This window comes from Haladaptatus ordinarius (assembly GCF_054177595.1).
This window is the reverse complement of record NZ_JBPEHH010000003.1, coordinates 38340-55344: the sequence shown is the minus strand read 5'-3', so window position 1 is coordinate 55344 and position 17005 is coordinate 38340. Positions and strand designations below refer to the sequence as shown.

General features: G+C 62.8%; 17 protein-coding genes. 10 read left to right on the top strand and 7 right to left on the bottom strand.

The window, feature by feature from the left end:
- Nucleotides 1-172: 172 nt before the first annotated feature.
- Nucleotides 173-400 carry a DUF7472 family protein gene (locus ACR3FF_RS02450; RefSeq protein WP_458185736.1) on the top strand — a complete coding sequence of 76 codons (228 nt, stop codon included), beginning with the start codon at nucleotides 173-175 and terminating at the stop codon, nucleotides 398-400.
- A 51-nt stretch (nucleotides 401-451) separates the two neighbouring features.
- Here the strand turns inward: ACR3FF_RS02450 and ACR3FF_RS02445 are convergent, their stop codons facing one another.
- Nucleotides 452-1531 carry a DNA primase large subunit PriL gene (locus tag ACR3FF_RS02445; protein ID WP_458185734.1) on the bottom strand — a complete coding sequence of 360 codons (1080 nt, stop codon included), beginning with the start codon at nucleotides 1529-1531 and terminating at the stop codon, nucleotides 452-454.
- Between the two features lie 144 nt (nucleotides 1532-1675).
- Here ACR3FF_RS02445 and ACR3FF_RS02440 point away from each other — a divergent pair, with 144 nt between their 5' ends.
- Nucleotides 1676-2263, top strand: coding sequence for a DUF7474 family protein (locus tag ACR3FF_RS02440; RefSeq protein WP_458185732.1), 588 nt, complete (start codon nucleotides 1676-1678; stop codon nucleotides 2261-2263).
- Between the two features lie 20 nt (nucleotides 2264-2283).
- Here ACR3FF_RS02440 and ACR3FF_RS02435 read toward each other — a convergent pair whose 3' ends face one another.
- The gene (locus ACR3FF_RS02435) at nucleotides 2284-3027 is read right to left on the bottom strand and encodes a DNA polymerase sliding clamp (RefSeq protein ID WP_458185815.1); all 744 of its coding nucleotides are present in this window, start codon (nucleotides 3025-3027) and stop codon (nucleotides 2284-2286) included.
- 197 nt (nucleotides 3028-3224) lie between these two features.
- Between ACR3FF_RS02435 and ACR3FF_RS02430 the strand changes: the two genes are divergently transcribed.
- Complete coding sequence (locus tag ACR3FF_RS02430; RefSeq protein WP_458185730.1) at nucleotides 3225-3374, top strand: hypothetical protein; 150 nt, start codon at nucleotides 3225-3227, stop codon at nucleotides 3372-3374.
- A gap of 117 nt (nucleotides 3375-3491) precedes the next feature.
- Nucleotides 3492-4250: an RlmE family RNA methyltransferase gene (locus ACR3FF_RS02425; RefSeq protein WP_458185728.1), complete on the top strand. Its 759-nt coding sequence runs from the start codon at nucleotides 3492-3494 to the stop codon at nucleotides 4248-4250.
- A gap of 5 nt (nucleotides 4251-4255) precedes the next feature.
- Here the strand turns inward: ACR3FF_RS02425 and ACR3FF_RS02420 are convergent, their stop codons facing one another.
- Genes ACR3FF_RS02420 through ACR3FF_RS02410 form a run of 3 tightly spaced genes read right to left on the bottom strand, consistent with a single transcriptional unit; the run spans nucleotide 4256 to nucleotide 7663 of the window.
- Nucleotides 4256-4981 carry a queuosine precursor transporter gene (locus ACR3FF_RS02420; RefSeq protein ID WP_458185727.1) on the bottom strand — a complete coding sequence of 242 codons (726 nt, stop codon included), beginning with the start codon at nucleotides 4979-4981 and terminating at the stop codon, nucleotides 4256-4258.
- Nucleotides 4974-5147 carry a ribbon-helix-helix domain-containing protein gene (locus ACR3FF_RS02415; protein ID WP_458185725.1) on the bottom strand — a complete coding sequence of 58 codons (174 nt, stop codon included), beginning with the start codon at nucleotides 5145-5147 and terminating at the stop codon, nucleotides 4974-4976. The genes ACR3FF_RS02420 and ACR3FF_RS02415 overlap by 8 nt, the downstream gene beginning before the upstream one ends.
- Before the next feature lie 47 nt (nucleotides 5148-5194).
- Nucleotides 5195-7663, bottom strand: a complete 2469-nt coding sequence (locus ACR3FF_RS02410; protein ID WP_458185723.1) for a twin-arginine translocase subunit TatC — start codon at nucleotides 7661-7663, stop codon at nucleotides 5195-5197.
- 94 nt (nucleotides 7664-7757) lie between these two features.
- Between ACR3FF_RS02410 and tatC the strand changes: the two genes are divergently transcribed.
- Nucleotides 7758-8615: a twin-arginine translocase subunit TatC gene (gene tatC, locus ACR3FF_RS02405; protein ID WP_458185721.1), complete on the top strand. Its 858-nt coding sequence runs from the start codon at nucleotides 7758-7760 to the stop codon at nucleotides 8613-8615.
- Nucleotides 8616-8853: 238 nt separating this feature from the next.
- Here tatC and larE read toward each other — a convergent pair whose 3' ends face one another.
- Nucleotides 8854-9729, bottom strand: a complete 876-nt coding sequence (gene larE / locus ACR3FF_RS02400) for an ATP-dependent sacrificial sulfur transferase LarE (protein WP_458185719.1) — start codon at nucleotides 9727-9729, stop codon at nucleotides 8854-8856.
- Nucleotides 9730-9832: 103 nt separating this feature from the next.
- On the opposite strand from larE, the gene ACR3FF_RS02395 reads away from it, so the two are divergent.
- The 4 genes from ACR3FF_RS02395 (at nucleotide 9833) to ACR3FF_RS02380 (ending at nucleotide 13793) form a co-directional block, all read left to right on the top strand.
- Nucleotides 9833-10168, top strand: a complete 336-nt coding sequence (locus ACR3FF_RS02395; protein WP_458185717.1) for a hypothetical protein — start codon at nucleotides 9833-9835, stop codon at nucleotides 10166-10168.
- A gap of 91 nt (nucleotides 10169-10259) precedes the next feature.
- Nucleotides 10260-12278: a MutS-related protein gene (locus ACR3FF_RS02390; protein ID WP_458185716.1), complete on the top strand. Its 2019-nt coding sequence runs from the start codon at nucleotides 10260-10262 to the stop codon at nucleotides 12276-12278.
- Between the two features lie 152 nt (nucleotides 12279-12430).
- Nucleotides 12431-12589, top strand: coding sequence for a DUF1059 domain-containing protein (locus tag ACR3FF_RS02385; protein ID WP_458185714.1), 159 nt, complete (start codon nucleotides 12431-12433; stop codon nucleotides 12587-12589).
- A 73-nt stretch (nucleotides 12590-12662) separates the two neighbouring features.
- Nucleotides 12663-13793: an ORC1-type DNA replication protein gene (locus ACR3FF_RS02380; RefSeq protein ID WP_458185713.1), complete on the top strand. Its 1131-nt coding sequence runs from the start codon at nucleotides 12663-12665 to the stop codon at nucleotides 13791-13793.
- Between the two features lie 329 nt (nucleotides 13794-14122).
- Here ACR3FF_RS02380 and ACR3FF_RS02375 read toward each other — a convergent pair whose 3' ends face one another.
- Nucleotides 14123-14809: an SDR family NAD(P)-dependent oxidoreductase gene (locus tag ACR3FF_RS02375; RefSeq protein WP_458185711.1), complete on the bottom strand. Its 687-nt coding sequence runs from the start codon at nucleotides 14807-14809 to the stop codon at nucleotides 14123-14125.
- Nucleotides 14810-14894: 85 nt separating this feature from the next.
- Here ACR3FF_RS02375 and uvrB point away from each other — a divergent pair, with 85 nt between their 5' ends.
- Nucleotides 14895-16961 carry an excinuclease ABC subunit UvrB gene (uvrB, locus tag ACR3FF_RS02370; RefSeq protein ID WP_458185709.1) on the top strand — a complete coding sequence of 689 codons (2067 nt, stop codon included), beginning with the start codon at nucleotides 14895-14897 and terminating at the stop codon, nucleotides 16959-16961.
- Nucleotides 16962-17005: the final 44 nt, after the last annotated feature.

Genomic DNA, 17005 nt, shown 5'->3' with positions numbered 1-17005 from the left:
GTTCTCGCGTGTAATTTCGGCGGTATCGGCTCGTTACGACCGGGGACGAGCGTTCGACGTCGGATTTCTCTCGATTTGCCGACCTTCACTGGCGGTGGTGTCCGAAAGGTCCACCTCGCGGTCACGATACCGACGACTCACACGGTACCAACTTCGAAACGGAGAACTTTTGATGGAACCGTGGGAAACCTCGGGCATGAATCTCGAGGGCGAGACGCTCCGCGACATCGTCGTTTCCGTCGGGTCGGTCGGACTGTTCATCCTAGCCACGCTCATCGTCGGCAGCCAGTTCGACAGCGGCGGACTCACGGAACAGGGAGCACTCGCTCTCGTCGGCGTCATCGTCGGCTTCGTCTTGCTCATGACCGGTGTGGGGCTCTGGCTGGCGAACCAGCACTGAGCAGTCAGAACGACGTTCCACTCCCGTCTCTCCTGTGGGACCCACGTCCGGTCACGCCAGTCGGCTATCCTCTCTCTCGCGCCAGTCGGTGACGGTTCCGGTCTCGTCCAGCGCCTGCTCGTAGTACGCGAGCGGATGCTGTATCGACTCACACCGGTCGTCTGGGTCGCAGTCACCGTAGGCTTCGAGCGTCGCACAACTCGGTGGCGCGTACTGGGCGCTGCGTTCGTCGCGCAGTCGATCGACCCGGTAGCGCAGGCGGTCTGCCCGCGAGGAGGTACGCACTTCACAGAGCGCCAGAATATCGTCGGCGTTGAGGCCGATGCTGGTCAGAAACGAGGCCAGCGCGAACTCGGAGTAGACGGGAAGCGTCTGACCCTCTCGTACCGCCGAGAGCAGGTTCTGCATGCACGGCGGGAAGAGGTCGGGCGCGAGCGTGTCGATGTCGTGTGAGAAGTCGGCGTCGGTGAACGACGACTCCAGTTCGGCTATCTCTTCTGCGAGCGCGTCACCGAGCTCCTCCGGCACGGAGAGCGGGAGGTCGTCGGCGACGCGCGACTCCACCGCCGTCCGGAGCAGTTGGTGTAGCTCCGCTTCCGAGACGACGACCACGCCGTCCGTGAGTTGGCGCGTGACGAGTCGCCAGTCGTCGCCGGCGCCGTCGAGGAGTGAGAGGTAGGTGCCGACCGCCACGCCGAAATCGTCGCCACGCCTGACGACTGTCTCGGTGAGGTCGAAGTCGGCGAGCAGGGTGTCGAGAGCGAGCGACGTTCCTCGCGTGCTCTTCAGACCGTCGTCGGATGCCTCGAAGTCGGCAGTGAACCGCTCGTAGGCCGTTCCCGCTTCCGCGCTGGCGTACTTCTCGACTGCCCCCGGCGCGTCGAGCAGCGACACCAACATACGTGCGATAGGGTACGAGAGCACCTCCGCAGTCGTCCCCCACCGCCGACCGTCCTCGGGAGGCCGAACCGTTCCGTCCAACAGTGCCCGGCGCACGCGCTCCACGCCGCGCTCGACTGCAGGGTGGCGGTCCCCCTCGCCAGCGACGACTTCGGCGATGTCGAGATTCGCGTCCCGAACCGCCTCGCGAGCCGATGCGAGGAAGGGATAGCGGGCGTGGAGTGAGTTCATCGTTCGACATTACGACCGATGCCCGATAAACGCGACGGTCGCTCGGTAACGAGCGATTTCCCGACTGTGGGTGAAAGAAACGCGGCGTTTCCGCTCCGTTCTGAAATCCAATCATCTATTACCACAGCGTGAGAACGGGGTTCCGTGCCACGCTTCGATTATCCGTGTCCCGATTGCCGAACCACGACGAACCTCCACGGCCCGGACTGCCAGTTCGACGGGGAGCCGTGGACGGACATCGAGAAAGCGTACACGGACGTCGTCGCGGTACTCTCGACCGACTCGCACACCAAAGAGGAACTCCGTGAATCGGTTCATGGCCGCTGGGACGCCCTCCACATGGCGGCACTCGACCGCCTCCAGCACGAGCGACGGGTCGTCGAGAGCGACGGGGCGCTTAGACTGCTCACCGCAGACGAGTTCCGGGAGACGGTCTCGGAGCCGACCTTCGAGCCGATGCAGACGATATACGAGAAAGGAAGCGTGCCCGGCTGTCACGATAACGCCGTCTTCGCCATAATCGCGTGGTACGAGATGGTCGGCCTATCGTGGCCCGAGACGCGAGAGAACGTCGTCGAATGGCTCCACGACAGCGGAACGTGGGCGAGGGGCGGGTTCGAGGAATCGACGCCGGAAGAACTGGTCGAGAACAAGCGCCACGTCTACGAGGCCGGTTACGGCTGGAAAGAGAAGGCCGAGGCCGCGAAAGCGGTCATCGACCGGAATCTGTAATCCCCCCGAGAGAGACGCCCTCAGTCGCTCTGGATACGCGGTGCGAGCATGTACGTGACCTCGCCCATGCCCTCTGCGATTTCGAAGTGAAGTTTCAACGGGAACTCCTCGCCGAGGTCGATGGTCACCTCGCCGTTCTTCGGGAGTGCTTTGTTCATGTCTTTTAGATAGTCGAGGCTGAACAGGGAGTGGGCGGGACCCGCCGTGAGATTGATGAGGTCGTCGGTGTCGAGTTTCAGGTCGACGTTGTCGGTGTCTCCCTCCGCTTCGATGTAGAATACGTCCTCGTCTTCGTCGACGCCGAGCGCGATGTGGTCGGAGACCATATCGGCCGCCTTGACCGCGCGGTTGATGTCGGAGCCTTCGACGATGATGGTCGCGGGGAGGTCTAAGTCCGGGATGTCCGGTTCCTGCCGGATGGAGTCGGGGTCGATGAGTGCGAGAGTGTATTCGAGCCCGTCGATTTTGATGTGGAGTTTGCGGGTCTCCTCGTCCAGTTCCATCTCGACGAGTTGTCCCGAACTTGCCATGCCAGCGATACTTTCGAGACGGTCGAGATTGACGCCGATGATGCCTCCGTTTGCCTCGTAAGATTCGAACGCTTCGGCGTCGAGCTGGAGGTCGACCATACCGACGTTCGCAGGGTCGACGGCTTTGATAGCGAGGCCATCCTCGTCGAGGTGGATCTTACATTCATCCACCAGAACGCCCACGGAATCAATCGTCGTCCGGAGCGTCTCTGCGCTCACGATAGCCTTGAACATGTTGACGATGGCTACGAAACCGTGCCATAAAAAGAATCCGTTCGCGCGCGCGGCGTGTGCGTGCGGAATCCACTGCGTTCTCGGACTCTCCCGACTCTCGTCGGTCACCGGTACTCGGTCTCGTCTCCCGATTATTACAATCGATAATAACCAGATTTTTGATAAACGTTTTAGTGGTGAAGGTATTCTAAGAGGATATGTCGCAGGAGTGGCGGCCAGACGGATACATGCTCGACGAAGACGACCCCCGGTGGGGTATCTGTGAATACTGTAACAAGAAGGTCTTCGTCGGCGGGAAGAACAAATCCGACCTTGTCCGCCATCAGGACGAGTGCGAACATCGCTGACGAGACGTTTCGCCAATCGTTCATCGAAACCGACCAATAGCGACACGCCACGCCGATACCGGTGTGCGCTGACGCCGAGTCGAAGCCCGTAAACGAGTCTGTATCGTATCCCGACTAATGACTGGGAAAGACCACTACTACAACAAATCTAAACAGGAAGGGTATCGCTCTCGGGCGGCCTACAAACTCCAGCAGTTGGACGAGTCGGCTCACCTCATCGACGAGGGCGAGACGGTCGTCGACCTCGGGGCGGCCCCCGGCGGATGGCTACAGGTCGCCGCCGAAAAAGTCGGAGACTCGGGGACCGTCATCGGGGTCGACCTCCAACGAATCGACGACCTGGACGGGGTCGAAACCATCCGGGGCGATATGACCGACGAGGAGACTCGTGAGAAAGTCCGTGAGGTCGCGGGCTCTGCCGACGTGGTGCTCTCGGACATGGCACCGAACATGACCGGCGAGTACAGTCTCGACCACGCCCGCTCCGTCTACCTCGCTCGGCAGGCGTTCGAGACGGCACTCGACGTGCTCGAGTCCGGCGGCGACCTCGTCGTGAAGGTGTTTCAGGGGCCGGACCTGGCGGACCTGCGCGAGGACGTCGAGGGGGAGTTCGAGTACGTCAGAACCATGAGTCCGGACGCCTCACGCGACGAATCCTCCGAAGTCTACCTCGTCGCACGGAACCGTCTCACGGCCCCCGTCAGGGCTGGCGATACCCTCGAGGTGACCATCGAGAGCGTCGGAAGCGAGGGCGACGGAGTGGCGAAAGTCGAAGAGTATACGCTGTTCGTGCCGAACGCCGACCAAGGTGAGACGGTCGAAATCCGGGTCGAAGAAGTGAAACCGCGGTTCGGATTCGCCCAGCGTCTCGACTGACGGCTTCAGTCCGCCGTGCTCGGTGACGTCGGTGCGTGACCTCGCGAACGCAGGTACCCCACCACGGCGTAGACGAGCGGCGTGTCCAGGAACGCGATGAGCAGTTTCAGGAGATACTGACCGACGATGAGCGAGAGGATGATGTCCGTGGGAAGTTTCGGCCCGATGCCGACGTACTGTGGCATGACGAAGAACGCCACGCCGACGAAGATGACCGTGTCGATGGCCTGACTGCTGGCGGTCGAACCGATGTTTCGCGCCCAGAGGTGTGCGCCGTCGGTGAGGTCGCGTATCTCGTGGAACACGATGACGTCCCAGTTCTGGCTCATGAGGTAGGCGAGGAGGCTTCCGACGACGATGTTCGTGCTCGCACCGAGGACGGTGCGGAACTTCGCCGGGTCGACGCTCGACTGGGCAGCGGGCGCGGCGATGGTCGACCACACCAGCGCTAGCATGACGAAGTTCATGGCGAACGCGACGTTCACGAGTCGCTGGGTCGCCCGTTTGCCGAACAGTTCGGCGTAGCAGTCCGACGCGAAGAAGGTGAGCGCGTAGGCTAGCGCCGCCCCCGGAAGGACGAGCGCGTTTCCGGTGACGGGAAGGGAGACGGGGATAGTAAACTCCAGCACTTTCGCCGCAGTGAGCTGGGCCGTCACGAGTGCCGTGACGAACAGTGCGACGATAGCGAGTTGCCCCGTCGTCAGCGTCGAACGTGGCATCTCGTCAGTCATCTTCGAGTCTTCCGTGTCGCTCGTCGATCTCGTCCAGCAGGTCCAACATCTTCCGAATGGACGCCCGAACCGCCTCGCTCCGGTTGACGAACTTTCCGTCGTCGCCGACGTGTTCGTCTAAATCCGCGAGCAGTTCGTCGGGTATCTCGACGCTTATCTTACTCATACTCGAAGATTATCAGAAGAATATCTTAAATCGTTCGGGAGGTGTCGTCAGCGCCGTCGCGTCCGGTGGGCCTGCACCGCGTACGCCAGCAGACCGCCGACGAGCGAGAGCACCGCGACGGCCGCCGACACGACGGTCGTGGCGGTCGTCCGGGGACGACCGAGGAGTTCGTCGACCACCAGCGACTCGGGCCGGATCGCGGTCGGCAACGCGGGTAGGAGGGCCTGGTTCAGCCACACGTCGCCACCGGCGAGGAGGGCGGCGTACGCCGCGAGGAAGCCGACGACGGCGATTCCGAACAGCTTCAGACCCTTCGTCTTCACGAGGCGACTGGAGCCGAGCATCGCCAGTCCGAGTCCGTACGCGAACGAGACGGGGATGGCGACGAGGAACATCGTGTAGAGGCTGTCCGGCGTCACCAGCCCTGCGATGGCGAAGGTGCCGACGACGAACACCCGCCAGCGCTCGCGCATGGTCTCGTACGAGAGGATGCCTCCCGCGTGGAACAGGAGCATCGAGAGCGGGATGTCCGCGAGCAGGCCGACACCGACCGTGGTGAGGAAGACGAGCCAGAAGAAGCTCTTCACCCGGTAGTAGATGACCATGTTCGCTTGATTCGCGTCGGTGACCAGCCAGGAGATGATTCGCGGCGCGACGAGACCGTAGCCGATGGCGCTGCCGACGAGCAGACCGACGAAGAGCGTGCCACCCCAGAGGAAGAAGACGTTCCGGTTCCCCCTGACGAGTTTGCGCTCTTTCATCGCCGGCCAGCCGTAGTACAGCACCATCGGAAGCACCGAGACAGCGGCGAGCAGGGTACTGACTTTCACCTCGAAGATGAGCGCCTCGACGGGATGGAGCGTGACGATGTTGAGGAAGTCACCTTCCCCGACGACCTCCTGTGGAACGCGCCGCGTGAAGTCCTCGTTGATGACCTTCATACCGCCCTGGTACAGCGCCACGAACACGCTGGCGAGAACGAGCATGAACACGCCGACGATGCGGAACATCTTCGACGTGAGACTCTGGAAGATGAAGGCGATGTCGTAGTAGTAGCCGCCGATGTCGTCCTCGGTCGTCTCGTCTTCCGTGAAGGCGTTCGCCATCCCCGCGGCAGTGCTCTGGACGACGTTGCCGTCGTCTTCCTCGCTGGGCTGTTTGGCCGCGTCCTCGGCCAGCGGTGCGCCGTCTGCCTCGTCGACGTCGGCCTCGTCTTCGTGGACTTCGTCCCACCGGTCGAAGATGGCCTGTGCCTTCTCCGGTTGGTCGTCGGCCATCGCCGCGCGGGCGTAGTCGAGCGACTCTCCCTCGCTCATCTCCCTGAACACTTCCGGTGGGGCCGCGCGAACTCCCGCGGCGTTGAGTTCGCCGACGTCGATTGCGGCCGGTGCCCCCGACCGCCGCCCCGCGGTCGACCCCGCTTCGAGCGAGGCAAACAGGTAGTAGAGAACGGCGACGACGAGCACGAGGAGTCCGACACCAGCCACGGCAACCAGGATGGCCGTCTCACGCGGAACGCCGAGCAGTTGTTGGAGCGTGGGGATTTCGTTCACGGGCCGGTACTTTGCGGGGAGCATCGGGAGCAGTCGGTTCTCGACGTAGGCTCCACCGCCACGCGAGATGAACAGGTAGGTCCCACCGGCGGCCAGAAGTGAGTATCCGAGAATGTGGTTCCACTGCTGGCGAACCGTTCTCCCGATGCTCACGTCCTCGCTCCCGCGGCGGAGGGTGACGACGATTTTCGTCAGATAGAGGCTGAATCCGTAGAGGACGAGCAGCGGTGCGGCCCACATAATCTGCGTGAACGGGTCAGGGGGCGAGAAGAACGCACCGAAGGTGAAGATGCCGAGGACTGCGTATCGCCACTTGTCACGGAACGTCTCGTAGGGGACGATACCAGTGTAGCCGAGGCCGCTCATGATGAGCGGCATCTCGGCGGCGAGTCCGAACGAGAGCGTGAGCACGAGCACGAACTCGGTCCACTCCACGATACCGTACTTCGGGCTGAACCCCGCGTTGACTGCGTTTTTCGCGAGGAAATTGAACATCAGCGGGAAGAAAAGCGAGTAGCCGTACGAGAGTCCGCCGACGAACAGTGCAATCGCGAGGCCGACCAGCGGAAGCACCTTCCAGTAGGAGATAGAAAAGTCGGGGTACCAGTCGCGTTGTCGGAACGAATCGCGGGCGAAGTAGAGTAAGACGGGGATGGCGAAGATGACGCCGGCAACCATCGCTATCTTCGCCTGCAACAGGATGACGTCGAACGGCGTTACTGCGACGATGTCGACCCTGTTCATCACCGCGTCCGGCATTCCGGAGGTCGTCACCTCTTTCAGGAACGGCCAGACGAACGTCGACATGGCGTAGAACGTTCCGATGAAGCCGATGACGAATGCAATGAAGACTTTCTGGAGATGAGTCTGGGCAGTCGAAAGCATCGAGCCGAGGGCCTCACGGCCGCTGGCGACTGTTTTTGCGGTATCCTCGTCGATGACGCTGCTCCCCGAGGTAGACATTCCTTGCGAATGGTAACCCCGTCCCAGTTATCAATCTTCTCGTCTCGCAAGATGAAGAAAGCCTATAATAACCGCGACGCCTAGCACCGGGTGAATGGGCGAAGAATCGGAGGCGACGGCCGGAGACAATCTGTCGAAGGCATCAACCTCGGAGGAGGCACCGGAGCCACCGGAAGAGGAAGAGTTGTACACGCCTGAAGACCCCGAACCGCCGGTCGAGCAGCCGAGCCAGCCAGTGAGCGACGAGGAGATGCCGCTCGCAGATCACATTGAGGAGATGATAAAACGGCTGGCGGTCGTTCTCATCATCGCGGGCGTCGTGAGTGTCGTCGTCCTCCCACTGTCGGACACCGTGATCAACTTCCTCTGGAACTCGATTCTGCCGGTCGGGCCGGAAACGCGGCCGCGCCTCTACCACCCGCTGGCGCTCGTCATGACGGAACTGAAGGTCGCCAGTCTCGCGGGAGTCATCGTCGCCCTCCCCGTGATGGTGTACGAGACGTATCTGTTCATGCGCCCCGGACTGTACCCACACGAACGTCGTTACTATCTCGCCGCGGTGCCGACCAGCCTCGTCCTCGCCCTCGTCGGTGTGAGCTTCGCGTACTTCCTCATCCTGCCCGCCATCTTCACGTACTTCCTCTCGTACACCCAGGAGGCGAACGTCCTCGTCGCGTTCGGTCTGACGAAGACGTTCAACCTCATCCTGATGATGATGGGCGTGTTGGCGGTCGTCTTCCAGATTCCGCTCCTCATCATGCTCGCCATCATGATGGGGCTGACGACGCGCCGGTGGCTCGCCAGCCGCCGCCTCTACTTCTGGGGTGGCTTCCTCGGTTTCGCGTTCCTGTTCAGCCCCGACCCGACCGGGATGGCCCCCTTCCTCGTGGCGCTCACGATGGTCGGACTGTTCGAGGGAACCTTGCTCCTCCTGAAGTGGACGGGCAGATGAGACGTTCTCCTCGCGTATTTCGCCGCGAACCCGTGTACAATGGTCGCTTGCAGTACCCGTAATCGGTATATAACTAAGGGGATAGCTTTCGAAGTCGGTAGTAGCGTTCGCGCCTGCCCTTAGCTCGCGTGCCAGCAGCTACAGACCGCAGTTCGCGTGCCAGCAAACTGCCACCCTTTAGGTGCGAACGCATACGCTCGATTTCTCACGATGACCCGGAAAACGGCTACCGGCCGGTTTACCGACCGTCGGTGGGGTACTCCACCGAGAACACGTCTTCGACCAGTGGTTCGTCGGCCATTGACTCGTTCTCTGGACTCACGCTGCCCGTCTGATACCCGTGCAAGTCGAGCGTGACGTGGTCGAAGCCGAGGCCCGTGAAGTGTTCGCGGGCGGCGTGGACGAACTCCTCGTCCAGCGCGCGTTCAAGTTCGTCGTCACCGACCTCGATTCGGGCCAACCCGTTGTGGTCACGGACGCGAAACTGGGAGAACCCCCACTGACGCAACAGCGATTCGGCGCGTTCGATGCGCGACAGTCGTTCCTCGGTCACTTCGAGTCCGGTCGGAATGCGCGAGGAGAGACACGCCATCGAGGGTTTGTCGGCCACGGAGAGCCCGTATCGGTCTGCTATCTCGCGGACCTCCGCCTTCGTGATGCCGTGCTGTAAGAGCGGCGAGTAGGCGTCGAGTTCGTCCACCGCGCGCAGGCCGGGCCGGTGGCCCGAACTCGTGTCGTCGGCGTTTGTCCCGTCGCAGACGACGTCGATGCCGAGTCGGTCTGCGGTTTCGAACATCGTGCCGAGGCGCATCGTCCGGCAGTGATAACAGCGGTCGTCGTCGTTGGCGACGAACGCGGGGTCGTCCAGTTCGCTGAACTCGGCGATTTCGTGTCTGATTCCGATTTCGTCGGCGACGCGAGTCGCGTCTTCGAGTTCGGCGTCTGGAAGCGTCTCGCTCTTCGCGGTGCAGGCGACGGCATCGTCGCCCAGTGCGTCGTGGGCGACGGCGGCGACCACGCTCGAATCGACGCCACCGCTGAACGCGACGAGCACGCCGTCGCGGTCGGCGAGGTCCGCCTTCATAGCGGCCAGTTTCTCCTCGATGGTCGGCATACCTCTTCGTCTCTGTTGGACGGGCAAAAGCCTCTCGTGACGAACGTGTCTCGAACACGTCCAGCCACTATTTTGAATTACACCCGCGTCGATACGCCCGACGATGCCCGACTACTCAGTCCACCAACCCGAGTACTCGGGGACGACCACAGACGAGTGGAGTTCGCCACAGGAAAACGACTTCGACACCGACGACCTCTCGACCATCGCCGACCACTTTTTCCTCTCGTCGTCGGGGTTCCCGCCGGACGATTTCACCGACCTGAAACTCCCGGTCGTCGACCCCGACGGTGAACTGAACCTGAACGCGCTCGAAACGGCTCACGGCGGCGCACACAGCGTCGAGGCGGTCGACGGCATCGACGACGACACGAAACGACGGGTGAATGACAGTATCGAAGACCTTGCGAACGACGAGTTCGACCACGAGATAGACTGACTCGGTCACCGCTCCGGTCGGTGAGAGACGAACGGTCGACGTCGCCCGCGTCGGGAACGTTTTTTATGTATGACGCAATACCTCGGAGCGAATGGATTTCGAGGCGATACCGGGGGTCGGCGCGAAAACGGCTGACGCGCTCTCCGAACTCGACGACTCGGAGCGCGCACTGAAGACCGGCGACGTCGCCACGCTCGCACGAGCGCCCGGCATCACGGACGGGCGTGCTGCAGCCATCGCGCGCGCCGCCATTCAGGTCCGACACGACGACGACGGTGACTTTCTGGCGACCGACAGGGCACGCGAACTGTACCGAGACGTCCTCGCGCTCTTGCAGGCGCGAACGGTCACGAACTACGCGGAAAAGCGCCTCGAAACGCTGTATCCCAGTGCGACCGCGTCCCGTATCGAAGAAGTCCGCGAGTTCACCGGTCGAGCGATGGACCGCGACCCGACACCCGAAGTGCAGGAAGCACTGGCCGGCGTCGAACCGCTCTCTGCACCACGAGGTGTGCGAGTGCGCGACCGTTGTTTGGCGACGACGGACGCCGAGCGATACGCGAAAGCACGCGAGGTGGTGCCCGAACTGCAGGTCGAAGTGGTCGACGACGCCCGCGAGTTGGCCGAACTCGCGCGAGGGTACTCGACGGTCGTCGCGCTGGACGAGACGTTCTCTGGCGTCACCGTCGATGGCGACGTTCGCGTCGAACCCGACGCACTCGACCGGCCGGCAGAACTCGTTCCGGAACGCCCGCTGGCCTTCTTCGCGACGAATCGCGACACCCTGCTCGCCGCCGCAGACGTTCACCGCTCTGCCGGATTGGACGCGCCTCTCGACCTCGAGACGTTGGAGTCAGCGCTGAGCCGGGTCACTCCGAACGGCGACGTCGCGGGCGACGACGAACTCGACCGACTGACGACCGCGATTTCGGACCTGGACGCCGCCGTCTCGATGGCGGAGAACGTCGCCAACGACCGGATGCGCGACGCGATTCGCGAGCGCGACGTGACCATCGAAGGGGCGGACTTGCTCTCGCTGGTCGAGCGCGGCGCTGGCGTCGATTCGCTCCTCTCGCGCGAACTGGCGGACGAGTACGACGACGCCGTGGACGCCGCCCGCGACCACCTCGTCGAGACGCTGGCGCTGGACGCGGGTGAGACGGAAATCGCCAAGCAAGCGTTCCCCGACGACCCGACGTTTCCGGTCGGCCACGACGAGAGCGTGGTTTCGCGGCTCCGCGAGGAACTGCAGGCGGAGAAGTCCCGCCGCGCAGAACGCCGCAAGCGCAAACTCGCGCGAACGCTCGCAGACGAACGCGAGGCCGCGGAGACCCTCGTTCATGCCGCGCTCGAACTGGACGTGGAACTGGCCGTCGCCCGATTCGCCCACGATTTCGACTGTGTGATGCCCGAGTTCGATGACGAGGAAATCGAGGGTGGGCGCTTCGACACGGGGGAGGGCGAATGCACGGGATTCGACATCGTCGGCGGACGTTCGCCGCTCCTCGACGTTCCCTTCGCGGAGGTGGAACCGGTCGATTATCGCGTTTCGGGCGTGGCGCTCCTCTCGGGTGTCAACAGCGGTGGCAAAACCTCGACGCTCGACCTCGTGGCCCTCGTCGTCATCCTCGCGCAGATGGGCCTCCCCGTCCCCGCCGAATCGGTTCGACTCCGGCGATTCGAAGAACTTCACTACCACGGCAAGACGCAGGGGACCCTCGACGCAGGCGCGTTCGAGAGCACGCTCCGGGAGTTCGCGGCGCTCGCCGACGGAACCCCCGGTCGACTCGTACTGGTGGACGAACTCGAAAGCATCACCGAACCCGGCGCGAGCGCGAAAATCATCGCCGGCATCCTAGAAGCGCTGGGTGAACGCGACGTGACCGGGGTATTCGTCTCGCACCTCGCCGACGAGATTCGAGACGTGGCGGACTCCGACGTCGCGGTGGACGGCATCGAAGCGAAGGGGTTGGTCGACGGGGAGCTAGTCGTCGAACGGTCGCCGGTGAAAGACCACCTCGCGCGCTCGACGCCCGAACTCATCGTCGAGAAGTTGGCCGACACGGGCGACAGCGGGTTCTACGAACGACTGCTGGAGAAGTTCGACTAGAGACGGTTCACACGGGGTGTTTCGGTACCGATTTCCACGAAATCGGCCGGACGTCGTGCCGTAATGGGTCGACTGGCTCGCTCGCGTAGCCAGAAACGTTACCTACGAAGGTGTCGTCAGCACTGCTACCCCAGCGTGGGGGGAGGAACACTATGGCACACCAGTTCGAATGCACACAACAGGATTGTGAGTTCATGATTCGGGCGAACGACGAGAACGAAGTCATCGACATGGTCCAGGAGCACGCACAGGAGAAACACGGTATGTCGATGGACCGAAACGACATCCAGGGTGCGATACAGCAGCGATAGCCGACGCCGCTAATTCGCCGTCTTCTTTGTCTCTGGCGAAGGATTAAGTATCTCGGGAAGCGTGGTGAAAGTGATGGCTGACGACCCCGACGAGGGGATGTTGTCGTGGGACGAGTCGGTGTTCCGCGAGGAACACGTCTTCGAAATCGACTACGTGCCGGAGACGTTCGAACACCGCACGTCCCAGATGCAAAGCCTGCAGTACGCGCTCCGCCCGGCAGTTCGCGGCTCGCGCCCCCTCAACGTCATGGCACGCGGCCCACCCGGGACTGGCAAGACGACTGCCGTCCAGAAGCTGTTCGACGAACTATCGGCACAGACCGACGTGCGAACCGTGCGCGTCAACTGCCAGGTCGATTCGACGCGCTACGCTATCTTCTCCCGTATCTTCGAGGGCATCTTCGAGTACGAACCACCCTCCAGCGGCATCTCGTTCAAGAAACTGTTCCGCCAGATTACGGACAAACTTGTCGACGACGACGAAGTGCTCGTGGTCGCGCTCGACGACGTAAACTACCTGTTCTACGAGGGTGAGGCTTCAGACACCCTCTACTCGCTCCTCCGGGCTCACGAGGCCCACAGCGGGGCGAAGATCGGCGTCATCGTCGTCTCCTCCGACCTCAATCTCGACGTCATCGAGGAACTCGACACCCGCGTCCAGAGCGTCTTCCGGCCCGAGGACGTCTACTTTCCGGTGTACGACCGCACCGAAATCTTCGACATCCTCGGCGAGCGCGTCAAGCGCGGCTTCCACGAGGGCGTCATCGGCACGGAGGTGCTCGACCGCGTGGCCGAACTCACCGCCGAGAGCGGCGACCTCCGCGTCGGCATCGACCTGCTCCGTCGGGCGGGTCTCAACGCGGAGATGCGCGCCAGCCGAACCGTGAGTCTCCAGGACGTGGAGGACGCCTATGAGAAGTCGAAGTTCGTCCACCTCAGTCACAGTTTGCACGCGCTTTCTGACAACGAGGTCGCGCTCGTCCGGGTCATCGCCGAACACGACGGTGAACAGGCGGGCGACGTGTACGAGGCCTTCCACGACCAGACCGACCTGGGGTACACACGCTACTCGGAGATTATCAACAAGCTCGACCAGCTCGGCATCATCGACGCCACGTACACCAACGTCGAAGGGCGTGGGCGGTCGCGGTCACTGTCCCTGCGCTACGACCCGGATGCGGTACTGGCTCGACTGGACGACTGAGGCGTTTTAACTGCTGTTTTTGTCCCTCTCGTTCACTTGGCTGGGTAGTGTGTCTGGTTCAAGTATCTGATAAAAACGTTCGCCCTGCGACGAGACTGTTCCCCGCTCGATAGCGAATCGGTGAAACCACGACGGGTGGGAATGAAAGGGGCCGCTCGCTCGCGCTCGTTGTAGTCGACTCAGTGACCACTCTCGGCGTGCGGGTTGCGCTGAGATGTCGCTGAGCGACCGCGAGCAAGCGGGGGCTTTCTGGGACGATGCGAGTGGTCCGTCTCTGGCCACCGTCTCACCACCCTCCCATAATCACGGTTGTCTACTCCGTCATCGACTCAGAACTCCTCGACGTGCGGGCGCAGGTCGAGTTCGAGCGTCCACGCGCTCCGGTCCTGTTCCACTAGATGCCAGTAGGATTCGGCGATGGCCTCCGGGTCGAGGTACTCCTCCGGCGAATCGACGTCCGTGTCGGGCGGGAGAATCCCGCCGTCGATGACGACGTGGGCGACGTGGATTCCCTCCGGGCCGAGTTCTCGGGCCATCGACTCGGCCAGGCCTCGAACCGCGAACTTCGCGCTGCTGAATCCGACCGCTCCCCCGCGACCGCGAATCGCCGAGGTCGCCCCGGTGAACAGTATCGTGCCGCCGTCGTCTCGCATGTCCGCGAGGGCTTCCTTCGAGCAGAGGAATCCACCGTACGCCGCGACGCGCCACGCCTGCTCGAACTCGTCCGCAGAGCAGTCCTGGAGTCCGTGCCAGGGCGCGCCGCTCGCGTGGTTGACCAGTATCTCGACGGGGCCGAGTTCGTCTCGAACGCGCTCGAACCCTCGCGCGACCCACTCGGGGTCGGTGATGTCTACTTCGGCGGCGACGGCAGGTGTCGGCAGTTCGTCTGCGAGCGATTCGACGTACCCACGAGACCGGGCGAACAGACCGACCGAACAGCCTTCAGCGGCGAACTTCCGGGCCAGCGACGTGCCGAGACCCGGTCCGACGCCGGCGACGATGGCAGTGCGTGACATACCGGGTGTACGTCGCTAGTCGATAGAAGCGTACTGGTCGGGCAAACGACCGTCTCAAGTAGCTCGAATCCCTATCGGGGATACCATGAGTGATACCCAGTCAGGCCCACTCAGGCCGGACGACCCGGACGCCGAAACCGAGTTCCGGGTGGACGCCCCGTTCGACCCGGCGGGCGACCAACCCGAAGCCATCGAGCAGTTGGCGGCGGGGTACAACGAGGGAATGGACAAACAGACCTTGCTGGGCGTCACGGGGTCGGGGAAGACCAACACCGTCTCGTGGGTGGTTGAGGAGATACAGAAACCGACGCTCGTCATCGCACACAACAAGACGCTGGCGGCGCAGTTGTACGAGGAGTTCCGCAACCTCTTTCCGGACAACGCCGTCGAGTACTTCGTCTCTTACTACGACTACTACCAGCCAGAGGCCTACGTCGAGCAGACCGACACGTACATCGACAAGGACGCCTCCATCAACGACGAAATCGACCGCCTGCGCCACTCCGCTACGCGCTCGCTTTTGACCCGCGACGACGTCATCGTCGTGGCCTCCGTGTCGGCCATCTACGGACTGGGTGACCCGCGAAACTACGAGGAGATGAGTCTCCGCCTCGAAGTCGGTCAGGACATCGGGCGCGACGAACTGCTCGCCCACCTCGTCGACCTAAACTACGAGCGAAACGACGTGGACTTCACGCAGGGTACCTTCCGCGTCCGGGGCGATACCGTCGAAATCTTCCCGATGTACGGTCGCTACGCGGTGCGCGTCGAGTTGTGGGGCGACGAGATAGACCGCATGGTGAAGATAGACCCCCTCGAAGGCGAGGTCAAATCCCAGGAACCCGCCGTGCTCGTCCACCCGGCCGAGCACTACTCGATTCCGGAACAGACAATGGAGCAAGCTATCGCGGAGATCGAATCCGACCTCGAAGACCGCATCCGCTACTTCGAACGTAACGGCGACCTCGTGGCTGCCCAGCGCATCGAAGAGCGCACCACCTTCGACCTGGAGATGATGAAGGAGGCGGGCTACTGCTCGGGTATCGAGAACTACTCGGTCTACCTCTCGAACCGCGACGTGGGAGACGCACCCTACACCTTGCTCGATTACTTCCCCGACGATTTCCTCTGTGTCATCGACGAGTCCCACCAGACGGTCCCCCAGATTCGCGGGCAGTTCGCGGGCGACAAGTCGCGCAAGGATTCGCTCGTGAAGAACGGTTTTCGCCTGCCCACGGCCTACGACAACCGCCCGCTCACCTTCGAGGAGTTCGAGGAGAAGACGGAGAAGACGCTGTACGTCTCCGCGACGCCCGCCGATTACGAACGAGAAGAGAGCGAACAGGTGGTCGAACAGATCGTTCGTCCGACACACCTCGTCGACCCCAAGGTCGAAGTCAGCGACGCGTCCGGCCAGATAGACGACCTGATGGCACGCATCGATGCTCGGGTCGAGAACGACGAGCGCGTGCTGGTGACGACGCTAACGAAGCGGATGGCCGAAGACCTCACCGAGTACCTAGAAGAGGCGGGGGTCGCCGTCGAGTACATGCACGACGAGACGGACACGCTCGAACGTCACGAACTGGTTCGAGGTCTCCGTCTCGGCGAGTTCGACGTGCTGGTCGGCATCAACCTGCTCCGCGAAGGGCTGGACATCCCCGAGGTGTCGCTGGTCGCCATCCTCGACGCCGACCAGCAGGGATTCCTGCGCTCTGAGACCGCGCTCGTCCAGACGATGGGACGCGCGGCCCGGAACGTCAACGGTGAGGTCGTCCTCTACGCCGACGAAGTGACCGACGCGATGGAATCGGCCATCGACGAGACCCAGCGCAGGCGACGCATCCAGCGGGAGTTCAACGAGGAACACGGTTTCGAACCCAGAACCATCGACAAGGAGGTCTCTGAAGCCAACCTGCCGGGCAGCAAGACCGACACGAGCAGCGTCACCGGAACCGCACCCGAGACCGACGAGGAGGCCGCCCGGTACATCGCCGAACTCGAAGACCGGATGCAAGAAGCCGCCAGCAACCTCGAATTCGAACTCGCCGCCGACATCCGCGACCGCATCCACGACTTGCGAGGGGAGTTCGAGGTGAACATGGGTGTCGAACCCGAAGGTGGCGTCGAACCCGAACTGGACGAGTTCTGACTCGGGGCCTCGGACGGTCCGTTTTCGACACGCTGACGAACTGT

Bases quoted from the DNA above. Each gene is read 5' to 3' on its own strand.
- ACR3FF_RS02450 (WP_458185736.1), top strand. From the start codon at position 173: ATGGAACCGTGGGAAACCTCGGGCATGAATCTCGAGGGCGAGACGCTC.
- ACR3FF_RS02445 (WP_458185734.1), bottom strand. From the start codon at position 1,531: ATGAACTCACTCCACGCCCGCTATCCCTTCCTCGCATCGGCTCGCGAG.
- ACR3FF_RS02435 (WP_458185815.1), bottom strand. From the start codon at position 3,027: ATGTTCAAGGCTATCGTGAGCGCAGAGACGCTCCGGACGACGATTGAT.
- ACR3FF_RS02430 (WP_458185730.1), top strand. From the start codon at position 3,225: ATGTCGCAGGAGTGGCGGCCAGACGGATACATGCTCGACGAAGACGAC.
- ACR3FF_RS02425 (WP_458185728.1), top strand. From the start codon at position 3,492: ATGACTGGGAAAGACCACTACTACAACAAATCTAAACAGGAAGGGTAT.
- ACR3FF_RS02420 (WP_458185727.1), bottom strand. From the start codon at position 4,981: ATGACTGACGAGATGCCACGTTCGACGCTGACGACGGGGCAACTCGCT.
- ACR3FF_RS02415 (WP_458185725.1), bottom strand. From the start codon at position 5,147: ATGAGTAAGATAAGCGTCGAGATACCCGACGAACTGCTCGCGGATTTA.
- ACR3FF_RS02410 (WP_458185723.1), bottom strand. From the start codon at position 7,663: ATGTCTACCTCGGGGAGCAGCGTCATCGACGAGGATACCGCAAAAACA.
- tatC (WP_458185721.1), top strand. From the start codon at position 7,758: ATGGGCGAAGAATCGGAGGCGACGGCCGGAGACAATCTGTCGAAGGCA.
- larE (WP_458185719.1), bottom strand. From the start codon at position 9,729: ATGCCGACCATCGAGGAGAAACTGGCCGCTATGAAGGCGGACCTCGCC.
- ACR3FF_RS02395 (WP_458185717.1), top strand. From the start codon at position 9,833: ATGCCCGACTACTCAGTCCACCAACCCGAGTACTCGGGGACGACCACA.
- ACR3FF_RS02390 (WP_458185716.1), top strand. From the start codon at position 10,260: ATGGATTTCGAGGCGATACCGGGGGTCGGCGCGAAAACGGCTGACGCG.
- ACR3FF_RS02385 (WP_458185714.1), top strand. From the start codon at position 12,431: ATGGCACACCAGTTCGAATGCACACAACAGGATTGTGAGTTCATGATT.
- ACR3FF_RS02380 (WP_458185713.1), top strand. From the start codon at position 12,663: ATGGCTGACGACCCCGACGAGGGGATGTTGTCGTGGGACGAGTCGGTG.
- ACR3FF_RS02375 (WP_458185711.1), bottom strand. From the start codon at position 14,809: ATGTCACGCACTGCCATCGTCGCCGGCGTCGGACCGGGTCTCGGCACG.
- uvrB (WP_458185709.1), top strand. From the start codon at position 14,895: ATGAGTGATACCCAGTCAGGCCCACTCAGGCCGGACGACCCGGACGCC.